Below are 13,880 nucleotides of genomic sequence, written 5' to 3'. Positions count from 1 at the left end.
CCGGTTTTCAATCAGGTTTTTCAGGCGTCGCATCAGATGACCCCTCCATGTTTGAGGTTGGAGCAGGGCACCTCATGGCGCCACCGCATGGAGGGAAGGCTCACTTGAATTTGTGCACTGCCGCAATGCGTCAGTTGCTGTGGGTCAATTGACTGATTCCAAGCGTTGAGAAACTGTGAGATCGTTTTACGTTTGTATGGACTAAAGTGTTCAGGAGTTAATACGTGAAAGTTTTCCATTTTTATTGAGCTTTGGAAATTTTCGGGAGGAAAACGTAAATAAAGTTTTGAATACAACTTTTAATGTAAAAGTTAATTTCAAAAATTTTAGGCACGTATTTTGCTTTTAGGAGAGGTGAGGGGACGATCTGTTGTTTGTTAGCGCGCTCTGCTGTGAGTTTGTGCGAAATCAGCAGGTCAAATGATTGCGTTGCACAAATACTAAGCGTGACTGACTGAAGCAGTTTCGCAAGGCGGGGTATATGGCAGGTCATCAGCGGGTCGTTCGATTGCGTCGAACTTATAACCAGTGGGTCGCTAACCAGACCCTGGAGGATTATGCCCTGCGCTTTACCGCCAAAAGCGCACGCAGGTGGTCTCCGGTGTGGGTGGCCAACACTGCACTCGGTGCGATTTCGTTCCTGGCGCTAGAGGCGATCGGAGCGGCCATCACCTATAATTACGGCTTCACAAATGCCGTATCGGCCATCCTTTTGGTTGGAGTGCTGATTTTCATCACAGGATTGCCGATTTCTTACTACGCGGTGAAATACGGTGTCGACATCGACTTGCTGACGCGCGGGGCCGGCTTCGGTTACATCGGATCCACGGTCACCTCGCTCATTTATGCGAGTTTCACTTTCATCTTCTTCGCTCTTGAAGCTGCGATAATGGCAACAGCGCTTGAGCTGTTCCTCGGTATTCCGCTCAACATCGGCTATCTCGTCTGTTCGCTCGTTGTCATCCCGATGGTGATCTACGGCATCACTTTGATAAGCCGTTTGCAAGTCTATACGCAGCCCGTGTGGATCGCCCTTCAATTGCTGCCATTCGTGTTTCTGGCCTGGCAGGGTGTCGCTCCGATTGAAGACTGGCGGAGCTTTTCAGGGCGGCTCGGCAATGAAGAGGGGCAATTTGAACTTCTGCTCTTCGGCGCGGCCAGCGCGGTTCTATTCTCCTTGATCGCGCAGATTGGCGAGCAAGTCGATTTTCTGCGGTTTTTACCCCGTCAGAGACAGGGACGTCGTGGCAGCTGGTGGCTCGCACTGCTGGCCGCAGGACCGGGATGGATCATCGTTGGAGCCATCAAGTTGCTGATGGGCTCGTTTCTGGTTGTTGTTGCCCTGCAAAGCGGACTGACACCGGACAAGGCTGTCGAACCGACGCATATGTATCTGGTGGCCTTTAGCAAAGTTACAACACCGGAAGTTGCCATTGCCTTGACCGGCATATTCGTCATCGTGTGCCAGATCAAAATCAACGTTACCAACTCTTATGCGGGCTCAATCGCCTGGTCCAACTTCTTTTCCCGCCTGACGCACAGCCATCCTGGACGGGTCGTCTGGCTGGTGTTCAACGTGGTGATCGCACTGACGCTCATGGAATTGGGTGTCTATAAGGCGCTTGAACGAACCTTAGGTCTTTATTCCATTGTTGCGGTGGCCTGGATCGGTGCGATCTTCGCCGATTTGGTGATCAACAAACCTTTGGGTCTGAGCCCTCCGCATATCGAATTCAAACGGGCGCATCTCTACGATATCAATCCCGTCGGACTTGGGTCGATGACCGTTGCAAGCGTGGCCGCATTTATCGCATATGCGGGCTTCTTCGGTCAGACAGCGCACGCGCTTGCAAGCTACATCGCGCTCCTCACTGCAATTCTCCTCGCACCGCTCATTGCCTATCTGACGAAGGGCCGGTTCTACATCGCCCGGGAACCTGAAGACGTGGTGTCTGAAACAGGTGTGAAACAACACCGTATCCAATGCTGTATTTGCGAGCACACGTTTGAACATGAGGACATGACCAATTGCCCGGTCTATTCGGGACCGATCTGTTCACTCTGTTGCTCCCTTGACGCGCGCTGTGAGGACGATTGCAAGGAAAATGCTCGCCTGGGGGATCAGATTTCAATGTTGCTGCATGCCCTGTTGCCGGCAAACGCTGCAAGCAGGCTTGGATCGCGGGTCGGCAAATACCTCGGCGTCATGCTGATCGTGATGGCATCACTGGGCGGCATTCTCTCGCTCGTGTTTATCGAAGCAAAGTCCGTTGATCAGGACGGCGTTGCAAGGGCGTTGACGCAGGTCTTCTTCATTCTCCTGGTGATCTCAGGGGTCATGGCCTGGCTCTTTGTTCTTGTTCATGAAAGCCGGAAGTTCGCGAACGAGGAGACCCGGCGGCAGACCAGTCTTTTGATGAAGGAAATCAGGGCGCACAAGCGCACGGATGCAAAGCTGCAAAAGGCAAAGGAAGCAGCTGAATCGGCCAATCAGGCGAAAAGCAGGTACGTTGTCGGGATCAGTCACGAGCTGCGGTCACCGCTGAATGCGATCGCCGGCTACGCACAGCTTATGCGCAAGGATCCGACGATCCCGGCTCATCGCCGTGATGCGGTCAAGGTGATTCAGCATTCCGCCGATCATCTCGCGGGACTGATTGAGGGTCTTCTCGACATCTCCAAGATCGAGGCCGGGCATCTCACAATCTATCGCGAGCGCTTCAATCTGCACGACTTCCTCAGTCAGATCGTCGATATGTTCCGATTGCAGACCGATGCCAAGGCGCTGACCTTTTCCTTTCAGCCTGCGGACAATCTTCCGCTCTTCGTCTTCGGCGATGAAAAGCGACTGCGCCAGGTGCTGATCAATCTGCTTTCCAATGCAATCAAATGGACTGATCAAGGCAGCGTTAGCCTGATCGTCAACTATCACAGCCAGGTGGCGGAGTTTTCGATTGTTGATACCGGTATCGGTATTGCGGAGGAAAATCTCGGTCGGATCTTCAATCCCTTTGAGCGGGTGGAAGAAGAAGGACAGGCAGGGGTGCCGGGAACCGGTCTCGGCCTGACGATCACCAAGCTCCTGAGCGAAATCATGGGCGGCGATATTCAGGTCGAAAGCGAAGTCGGCAAAGGCAGCACCTTTAAAGTGCGCATGTTGTTGAGCGCAGCCGCCGCACCGGCCAAGGTGGCACGGGCTGAAATGCGGATCAATGGCTACGAAGGCCCGGTTCAGACGGTCGTTGTGGTTGATGACGACGCCGCACAGAGAACCCTTATCGAGGATTTTCTGAGCCCGCTCGGCTTCAAGGTCCTGTCCGCTCCAGGCGGTCAGGCATGTCTGGCAATGGCGGAGGTTGAAAAGCCGAACGCATTTCTCCTGGATATCAGCATGCCGGGCATGAGCGGGTGGACCCTTGCCAGAACGCTACGGGAGAGGGGCCATAGCGACGCGGTGATCATCATGATCTCGGCGAATGCGGATGAAAGCGGGCGTGAGCCGTTGCACCGGATCTTTCACGATGACTATCTGGTCAAGCCCGTGCGGCTGCAAGACCTTCAGGAGAAGCTGCAGCAGGGCCTGAAAATCGTTTGGCGAACCGTTCCGGCAGAGCCCCGCATTAAGCCGAGTTCCTCGAGATCGGACTTTGAACCGGTTTTCGAGCAGGGCCGTTTGCCGTCGGTGGAAAGCCTGGAAATGCTGAAACAATTGAGCGGGCTTGGATATGTGCGCGGCATTCGCGCCAAGCTTGATGACATTGAAGCACACGAACCCCACGCTGCGGAGTTTGTGGTGCACATGCGTCGCCTCATCCGCGAATTCGATCTGACACAATATGACAAGGTTCTTGAAAGGCTCGGACATGATCATGAGTGCTCCTAGTCCAAGCGAAACGGTGCTGGTGGTCGACGACGCGCCGGCATCGCTGGGCATGCTGACGGACGCGCTGGAAGAGGCCGGCTATACCGTGCTGGTCGCTCAGGATGGACGCAAAGCGCTCGACATCGCTTCGCGGGTGACGCCGACCGCAATCCTGATGGATGCGATCATGCCGGAACTCGACGGGTTCGAAACGAGCAAAAGGATCAAAAGACTGGATGCGCTCCGGGATGTTCCGGTCGTCTTCATGACAGGGCTGAGCCAGACCGAACACATTGTCAGGGGACTGGAGTCAGGAGGTGTCGACTACATCACCAAGCCGGTAGACCCGGAAGAGTTGATTGCAAGATTGCGCGTCCACATCTCCAATGCCCGCAATTCCCACAGTGCCCATGTGGCTTTGGATGCGTCGGGCAGGTTCCTGATTTCGGTTGATCTTACCGGAGCAATTTGCTGGGCGACACCGCAGGCCATAGTGCTGATCGACGGCGGGAACCAGAAGGAGCCGGACCATATCGGCCAGTTGCCCGCAGAAGCAGTCGAATGGTTGCGCAGCTATCTCGTCAACGTTAGCAAGTCAGCGAACAATGACAGCAATGTCGTTGCCAGCATGGGAGGCCTTTCGCTGCGTTTCAGCTATGCAGGGCAAATAAGCTCGGGTGAGCACCTGTTGAGGGTCGCTGAGATGGTCGACGGCAACCCGACCGATGTTCTACGCAGATCCTTTGATTTGACCGAGCGCGAAGCAGAAGTGCTCATGTGGATCGCCCACGGAAAATCGAACAAGGAAATCGCGGCCATCCTGGAAATGAGTCCAAGGACGGTGAACAAGCACCTGGACCGGATCTTTGGAAAACTTGGCGTCGAAAACCGAACATCCGCTGCCGTGGTCTCGCTCAAGAAAATCCTGGAGCGCTGAAAATCAGAATTTGAACCGGGCCATAGGTGGACAAATCCGCAAAGTGTTGGAGTTGATTTGTGCTGCTTTGAGGTGTGTTGTGAATACGAAGACCAGTTTGGGACGACCAACAGTGAACCAGCGGCAGAAGTCATTGGCTCCTGCCGCTCGATGCTACACGAACAGAAAATCGTCTTGGTGCAGTTGCGAGGTTTGAACACCCTGCAATTCAATTGATGTATTTGCATCAATCGTGATGACAACATCAGCGCCTACATCGGTGGCCGCCACGAGAACACTTGCAAAATCCGCGATCAGCCCGATCTCAAACGACAACACGTCTTCACTGCCTGCACCTGCATCAAAGTCGGTGATAGTGTCGTGACCTGTGTCACCGGTTTTGAACACAAAAGTATCGCTGCCAGTTCCACCTGTAAGAATGTCGTCACCCGCATTTCCGGTCAGAACATCGTTGCCGGCCAATCCCTGCATGACGTCATGGGAAACCCCACCGCGGAGTGAATTGTCGGCCGTTGATCCAATGATACGCAAGCTATCGGAAGCTGTACCCTGATAGACTGTATCGTCATATCCGACATAGTCACCGTTTTCGTCTGGCACGAATGTGTAGACGGCCCCTGTGTTGGCCACAGCACCGTCACCACTTTGCGCTCCAACGGTGACGACGCCATCAGCGTTGATGTCGACAGAGATGCCGAACTGGTCTGCTGCCGCCGCATCCGGTGCAGTCAGTTTGAACTCGGTGTAGCCGCCGTTTCCGTCCGGAACGAAGATGTAGGCTGCTCCGGAGGAGGCTCCGGCGTCATCGTTTTCGTAAGCCCCGACCACGATAATGCCGGCATCGTTGATCGCTACAGCAGCACCGAACAGATCGCCTGTGAACTTATCCAGCGCCACAAGCTTGGTTTCGGTGTAGCCACCGCTTCCGTCCGGTTGGTAGATATAGACCGCACCGGTATCGCTGACGCCACCATCATCGTCATAGGCAGCGCCTACAACGACCGTGCCGGAGGCATTGACGGCGTTGGCCCAGCCAAATTGGTCTCCAGCCTCTCCGTCGGAAGCTGTCAGTTTGGTCTCCGTATAGCCGCCGTTTCCATCCGGTACATAGATATAGACTGCGCCAGCGTCAGCTCCATTATCGTCGTCCCCGTGGGCTCCAACAACGATCTGGCCGGTGTCACTCACCTGGAGCGATTGGCCGAAAACGTCTCCTGCCTGCGCATCGGAAGCCGTCAACTTGACCTCGTCATAGCCACCAAATCCATCGGGCGTATAGACATAGACTGAGCCGGTGTTTGCACTCATGCCATCGTCAAGCCAGGCGCTGGCGGCGATCACGCCACTTTCGTTGATCGCGACACGGTAGCCAAAATTGTCGTGTGCTGTCAGACCCGCGGGATGAAGCTTGGCTTCAAAAAAGCCTCCCTGACCATCGGGGCGATAGACATAGACCACGCCGGAGGAGGTCCCGCTGTCGTCATCGTTGACAGCTCCGACGACAATGGTGCCGGCATTGTTCAAAGCGACCTGGAAGCCGAAGGTGTCGCCGGCCAGACCGTCGGATGACATCAGCTTGGTTTGGGTATAACCGCCAATATCGTTCGGGCGGTAAACATACACACCGCCAATGTTGGAGGCGTCAACGGTATCTCCGAGATAGGCACCGGTGACAACAACACCCAGATCGTTCATCACCGAAGAATGACCAAAGAAATCCACCGCAGAACCATCGCTGGCAACAAACTTGCTAGCGACCGGAGTGCTCGCAACAACGGGGTCGACTGCTGAACCATCTGCTGGCACACCCTGATAGACTGTATCGTCATATCCGACATAGTCACCGTTTTCGTCTGGCACGAATGTGTAGACGGCCCCTGTGTTGGCCACAGCACCGTCACCACTTTGCGCTCCAACGGTGACGACGCCATCAGCGTTGATGTCGACAGAGATGCCGAACTGGTCTGCTGCCGCCGCATCCGGTGCAGTCAGTTTGAACTCGGTGTAGCCGCCGTTTCCGTCCGGAACGAAGATGTAGGCTGCTCCGGAGGAGGCTCCGGCGTCATCGTTTTCGTAAGCCCCGACCACGATAATGCCGGCATCGTTGATCGCTACAGCAGCACCGAACAGATCGCCTGTGAACTTATCCAGCGCCACAAGCTTGGTTTCGGTGTAGCCACCGCTTCCGTCCGGTTGGTAGATATAGACCGCACCGGTATCGCTGACGCCACCATCATCGTCATAGGCAGCGCCTACAACGACCGTGCCGGAGGCATTGACGGCGTTGGCCCAGCCAAATTGGTCTCCAGCCTCTCCGTCGGAAGCTGTCAGTTTGGTCTCCGTATAGCCGCCGTTTCCATCCGGTACATAGATATAGACTGCGCCAGCGTCAGCTCCATTATCGTCGTCCCCGTGGGCTCCAACAACGATCTGGCCGGTGTCACTCACCTGGAGCGATTGGCCGAAAACGTCTCCTGCCTGCGCATCGGAAGCCGTCAACTTGACCTCGTCATAGCCACCAAATCCATCGGGCGTATAGACATAGACTGAGCCGGTGTTTGCACTCATGCCATCGTCAAGCCAGGCGCTGGCGGCGATCACGCCACTTTCGTTGATCGCGACACGGTAGCCAAAATTGTCGTGTGCTGTCAGACCCGCGGGATGAAGCTTGGCTTCAAAAAAGCCTCCCTGACCATCGGGGCGATAGACATAGACCACGCCGGAGGAGGTCCCGCTGTCGTCATCGTTGACAGCTCCGACGACAATGGTGCCGGCATTGTTCAAAGCGACCTGGAAGCCGAAGGTGTCGCCGGCCAGACCGTCGGATGACATCAGCTTGGTTTGGGTATAACCGCCAATATCGTTCGGGCGGTAAACATACACACCGCCAATGTTGGAGGCGTCAACGGTATCTCCGAGATAGGCACCGGTGACAACAACACCCAGATCGTTCATCACCGAAGAATGACCAAAGAAATCCACCGCAGAACCATCGCTGGCAACAAACTTGCTAGCGACCGGAGTGCTCGCAACAACGGGGTCGACTGCTGAACCATCTGCTGGCACACCCTGATAGACTGTATCGTCATATCCGACATAGTCACCGTTTTCGTCTGGCACGAATGTGTAGACGGCCCCTGTGTTGGCCACAGCACCGTCACCACTTTGCGCTCCAACGGTGACGACGCCATCAGCGTTGATGTCGACAGAGATGCCGAACTGGTCTGCTGCCGCCGCATCCGGTGCAGTCAGTTTGAACTCGGTGTAGCCGCCGTTTCCGTCCGGAACGAAGATGTAGGCTGCTCCGGAGGAGGCTCCGGCGTCATCGTTTTCGTAAGCCCCGACCACGATAATGCCGGCATCGTTGATCGCTACAGCAGCACCGAACAGATCGCCTGTGAACTTATCCAGCGCCACAAGCTTGGTTTCGGTGTAGCCACCGCTTCCGTCCGGTTGGTAGATATAGACCGCACCGGTATCGCTGACGCCACCATCATCGTCATAGGCAGCGCCTACAACGACCGTGCCGGAGGCATTGACGGCGTTGGCCCAGCCAAATTGGTCTCCAGCCTCTCCGTCGGAAGCTGTCAGTTTGGTCTCCGTATAGCCGCCGTTTCCATCCGGTACATAGATATAGACTGCGCCAGCGTCAGCTCCATTATCGTCGTCCCCGTGGGCTCCAACAACGATCTGGCCGGTGTCACTCACCTGGAGCGATTGGCCGAAAACGTCTCCTGCCTGCGCATCGGAAGCCGTCAACTTGACCTCGTCATAGCCACCAAATCCATCGGGCGTATAGACATAGACTGAGCCGGTGTTTGCACTCATGCCATCGTCAAGCCAGGCGCTGGCGGCGATCACGCCACTTTCGTTGATCGCGACACGGTAGCCAAAATTGTCGTGTGCTGTCAGACCCGCGGGATGAAGCTTGGCTTCAAAAAAGCCTCCCTGACCATCGGGGCGATAGACATAGACCACGCCGGAGGAGGTCCCGCTGTCGTCATCGTTGACAGCTCCGACGACAATGGTGCCGGCATTGTTCAAAGCGACCTGGAAGCCGAAGGTGTCGCCGGCCAGACCGTCGGATGACATCAGCTTGGTTTGGGTATAACCGCCAATATCGTTCGGGCGGTAAACATACACACCGCCAATGTTGGAGGCGTCAACGGTATCTCCGAGATAGGCACCGGTGACAACAACACCCAGATCGTTCATCACCGAAGAATGACCAAAGAAATCCACCGCAGAACCATCGCTGGCAACAAACTTGCTAGCGACCGGAGTGCTCGCAACAACGGGGTCGACTGCTGAACCATCTGCTGGCACACCCTGATAGACTGTATCGTCATATCCGACATAGTCACCGTTTTCGTCTGGCACGAATGTGTAGACGGCCCCTGTGTTGGCCACAGCACCGTCACCACTTTGCGCTCCAACGGTGACGACGCCATCAGCGTTGATGTCGACAGAGATGCCGAACTGGTCTGCTGCCGCCGCATCCGGTGCAGTCAGTTTGAACTCGGTGTAGCCGCCGTTTCCGTCCGGAACGAAGATGTAGGCTGCTCCGGAGGAGGCTCCGGCGTCATCGTTTTCGTAAGCCCCGACCACGATAATGCCGGCATCGTTGATCGCTACAGCAGCACCGAACAGATCGCCTGTGAACTTATCCAGCGCCACAAGCTTGGTTTCGGTGTAGCCACCGCTTCCGTCCGGTTGGTAGATATAGACCGCACCGGTATCGCTGACGCCACCATCATCGTCATAGGCAGCGCCTACAACGACCGTGCCGGAGGCATTGACGGCGTTGGCCCAGCCAAATTGGTCTCCAGCCTCTCCGTCGGAAGCTGTCAGTTTGGTCTCCGTATAGCCGCCGTTTCCATCCGGTACATAGATATAGACTGCGCCAGCGTCAGCTCCATTATCGTCGTCCCCGTGGGCTCCAACAACGATCTGGCCGGTGTCACTCACCTGGAGCGATTGGCCGAAAACGTCTCCTGCCTGCGCATCGGAAGCCGTCAACTTGACCTCGTCATAGCCACCAAATCCATCGGGCGTATAGACATAGACTGAGCCGGTGTTTGCACTCATGCCATCGTCAAGCCAGGCGCTGGCGGCGATCACGCCACTTTCGTTGATCGCGACACGGTAGCCAAAATTGTCGTGTGCTGTCAGACCCGCGGGATGAAGCTTGGCTTCAAAAAAGCCTCCCTGACCATCGGGGCGATAGACATAGACCACGCCGGAGGAGGTCCCGCTGTCGTCATCGTTGACAGCTCCGACGACAATGGTGCCGGCATTGTTCAAAGCGACCTGGAAGCCGAAGGTGTCGCCGGCCAGACCGTCGGATGACATCAGCTTGGTTTGGGTATAACCGCCAATATCGTTCGGGCGGTAAACATACACACCGCCAATGTTGGAGGCGTCAACGGTATCTCCGAGATAGGCACCGGTGACAACAACACCCAGATCGTTCATCACCGAAGAATGACCAAAGAAATCCACCGCAGAACCATCGCTGGCAACAAACTTGGTCGGTTCGATTTGCCCTTCAATAGTTACTGTTACTGTCTCCGTCGAGGTCCCGCCACTTTCGTCTGTGACGGTGTACAAAAACGTGTCTGTCGCAGTTTGACCTGGATTTAGGTACTCAAACTGGCCATTCGGATGATATGTGAATGTTCCATCACCATTGTCTGTCACTGTGCCCAGTGTTCCGGTCGTATCGATACTCAAGGTGTGTGTGTTGGATGTATCCACATCGGAGTAAGAGGCCGCTACCAATACAGATGGCCCGTCTTCTTCAACCGTGGCGCTTATTGCTTCAGCAACAGGCGCATCGTTCTGACCGGTGATTGTCACGGTCACTGTCTCGGTTGAAGTGCCGCCGTTTCCGTCATCTACCGTGTATGTAAAGGTCTCCTGAGCTGTTTCACCTGCAGCCAGGCTTTCATAGTTTCCTCCCGCGACAAATGTGAAGGTGCCATCACCATTGTCGGAGATCGAGTTGGGCGAACCGGTTCCAAGGTCAAAGGAGATCGAATGGGTATCGGTACCGTCAATATCGGTGAAGGAAGGCGTGAACGTTGCCGATGGGGCATCCTCAGATGCGGTCAGAGCTACGACCGCTGCCACTGGTGCATCGTTCTGACCGGTGATTGTCACGGTCACCGTCTCTGTTGAAGTGCCGCCGTTTCCATCGTCAACCGTATAGGAAAACGTGTCGGTCGCGGTTTCTCCGGCAGCCAGATGTTCGAACTGTCCGTTGGGATCATAGCTGAAGGTTCCGTCGCCATTGTTTGTAACGGAGCCAAGCGAACCCGTTGTATCGACACTGAACGTATGCGTATCTGAAGCGTCAGGGTCGGAGTAGCTCGCGGTCAGGGTGATCGAAGGTCCGTCTTCCTGGGCGGTGCCAGCCAAGGCCACGGCCACCGGCGCATCGTTCTGACCAGTGATTGTCACGGTCACCGTCTCGGTTGATGTGCCACCGTTTCCGTCATCGACCGTATAGGAAAACGTATCGGTCGCGGTTTCGCCAGCTGCCAGATGCTCAAACTGACCGTTTGGACTGTAGCTGAAAGTTCCGTCGCCGTTGTTCGTAACGGAGCCAAGCGTGCTGGTGGTGTCGACACTGAAAATGTGCATGTCAGAAGCGTCAGGGTCTGAATAGTTCGCCGTCAGTGTGATGGAAGGCCCGTCTTCCTGGGCGGTGCCAGCCAAGGCCACGGCCACCGGCGCATCGTTCTGACCAGTGATTGTCACGGTCACCGTCTCGGTTGATGTGCCACCGTTTCCGTCATCGACCGTATAGGAAAACGTATCGGTCGCGGTTTCGCCAGCTGCCAGATGCTCAAACTGACCGTTTGGACTGTAGCTGAAAGTTCCGTCGCCGTTGTTCGTAACGGAGCCAAGCGTGCTGGTGGTGTCGACACTGAAAATGTGCATGTCAGAAGCGTCAGGGTCTGAGTAGTTCGCAGTCAGTGTGATGGAAGGTCCGTCTTCCTGGGCGGTGCCAGTCAAGGCGACGGCCACCGGCGCATCGTTCTGACCGGTGATTGTCACGGTCACCGTCTGGGTTGAAGACGCTCCCTGAATGTCTGTGACGGTGTAGGTGAAGGTCTCCTGAGCTGTTTCACCTGCAGCAAGGCTTTCATAGCTTCCTGCCGCGACAAATGTATAGGTGCCATCACCATTATCGGAGATCGAGTTGGGCGAACCGGTTCCGAGGTCAAATGAGATCGAATGCGTATCGGTACCATCGGCATCCGTGAAGGAAGGAGTAAATGTTGCCGATGGGGTGTCCTCGGATGCGGTCAGAGCCACGGCAATTGCCACCGGCGCATCGTTCTGACCAGTGATTGTCACGGTCACCGTCTCGGTTGATGTGCCACCGTTTCCGTCATCGACCGTATAGGTGAAGGTATCGGTTGCGGTTTCACCAGCTGCCAGATGTTCGAACTGTCCGTTGGGATTGTAGCTGAAAGTTCCGCCGCCGTTGTTCGTAACGGAGCCAAGCGTGCTGGTGGTGTCGACACTGAACGTGTGCATGTCAGAAGCGTCAGGGTCTGAGTAGTTCGCCGTCAGTGTGATGGAAGGTCCGTCTTCCTGGGCGGTGCCAGTCAAGGTGACTGCGACCGGTGCATTGTTCTGACCGGTGATTGTTACCGTTACTGTTTCGGTTGATGTGCCGCCGTTTCCGTCATCGACCGTATAGGTAAAGGTATCGGTCGCGGTTTCTCCGGCAGCCAGATGTTCGAACTGTCCGTTGGGATTGTAGCTGAAGGTTCCGTCGCTATTGTTTGTAACGGAGCCAAGCGTGCCGGTGGTATCGACACTGAAGGTATGCGTGTCCGATCCATCGATGTCGGTGTAGCTGGCCGTGAGCAAGACGGTGGGGCCGTCTTCCTGTGTAATGCCAGCCAAGGCCACGGCCACAGGCGCATCGTTCTGACCGGTGATTGTCACGGCCACTGTCTCGGTTGAAGTGCCGCCGATTCCGTCATCTACCGTGTAGGTAAAGGTCTCCTGCGCTGTTTCACCTGCGGCCAGGCTTTGATAGTTTCCTCCCGCGACAAATGTATAGGTGCCATCACCATTGTCGGAGATCGAGTTGAGCGAACCGGTTCCAAGGTCAAAGGAGATCGAATGGGTATCGGTACCGTCAATATCGGTGAAGGAAGGCGTGAACGTTGCCGAGGGTGCGTCCTCGGTTGCGGTCATAGCCACGGCGAGCGCCACGGGTACATCGTTCTGACCGGTGATTGTTACCGTTACTGTCTCTGTTGATGTCCCGCCATTTCCATCGTCTACCGTGTAGGTGAACGTGTCGGTCGCGGTTTCGCCGGCAGCCAGATGTTCGAACTGACCGTTCGGGTCGTAGGAGAAGGTTCCATCACTATTGTTGCTGACGGTTCCAAGCGTGCCGGTTGTATCCGCGCTGAACGTGTGCGTGTCCGATCCATCGATGTCGGCGTAGCTGGCCGTCAGCAAGATGGCGGGCCCATCTTCCTGGGCGGTGCCAGTCAAGGGAACTGCCACGGGTGCATCGTTCTGACCGGTGATTGTCACAGTCACCGTCTCGGTTGATGAGCCGCCGTTTCCATCATCGACTGTATAGGTGAACGTGTCGGTTGCGGTTTCTCCGGCAGCCAGATGTTCGAATTGTCCGTTGGGATCGTAGCTGAAGGTTCCGTCGCCGTTGTTTGTAACGGAGCCAAGCGTGCTGGTGGTATCCACGCTGAACGTGTGCGTGTCTGAAGCGTCAGGGTCGCTAAAATTGGCTTGAACGAGAATACTGGTATTTTCTTCGGATGACGCACTGATTGTATTGGCTGTGGGGGCAGTGTTGGTCATGCTAGGTTTCCTAAGCTACTTAGATTGCTGAAAAAAACAAGAAATGGCAAGCCGAATCCAAATCGGTTTTTTATCAACGTTAGCGGCAATACACCCTTATACAAGTATAAAGTGCACATTCTTAGGTAGCAAAATTTTCTTACGCAACGTAAACAATGTCTTGTTGTGATGGAGAGTTGTTTACAAAGATTGGGGTTCGATGCGGAGCATAGTTTTGCGCTACACCGC

At 55.4% G+C, this 13,880-nt stretch carries 3 protein-coding genes; 2 read left to right on the top strand and 1 reads right to left on the bottom strand.

Features of this window, described 5'->3' with window-relative positions; genetic code table 11:
- The first annotated feature begins 481 nt into the window (after positions 1 to 481).
- Positions 482 to 3,883, top strand: coding sequence for a hybrid sensor histidine kinase/response regulator (locus ACZ1HV_RS07850; RefSeq protein WP_472717773.1), 3,402 nt, complete (start codon positions 482 to 484; stop codon positions 3,881 to 3,883).
- Complete coding sequence (locus ACZ1HV_RS07845; protein WP_298983711.1) at positions 3,870 to 4,799, top strand: response regulator transcription factor; 930 nt, start codon at positions 3,870 to 3,872, stop codon at positions 4,797 to 4,799. Before ACZ1HV_RS07850 ends, ACZ1HV_RS07845 begins: the two co-directional genes overlap by 14 nt.
- A 153-nt stretch (positions 4,800 to 4,952) precedes the next feature.
- On the opposite strand, the gene ACZ1HV_RS07840 is transcribed toward ACZ1HV_RS07845, so the two are convergent.
- On the bottom strand, positions 4,953 to 13,652 hold the full coding sequence (locus ACZ1HV_RS07840; RefSeq protein ID WP_472717772.1) for a beta strand repeat-containing protein: 8,700 nt from the start codon (positions 13,650 to 13,652) through the stop codon (positions 4,953 to 4,955).
- Between the last annotated feature and the right edge of the window lie 228 nt (positions 13,653 to 13,880).

Source organism: Roseibium sp. JB4-4 (assembly GCF_055693425.1).
The sequence above is the reverse complement of the archived record's forward strand: the minus strand, read 5'-3'. Positions and strand labels throughout refer to the sequence as shown.

What these genes read in the sequence shown, in the direction of transcription:
- ACZ1HV_RS07840 (WP_472717772.1), bottom strand. Translation starts at nt 13,652, where the DNA reads ATGACCAACACTGCCCCCACAGCCAATACAATCAGTGCGTCATCCGAA.
- ACZ1HV_RS07845 (WP_298983711.1), top strand. Translation starts at nt 3,870, where the DNA reads ATGAGTGCTCCTAGTCCAAGCGAAACGGTGCTGGTGGTCGACGACGCG.
- ACZ1HV_RS07850 (WP_472717773.1), top strand. Translation starts at nt 482, where the DNA reads ATGGCAGGTCATCAGCGGGTCGTTCGATTGCGTCGAACTTATAACCAG.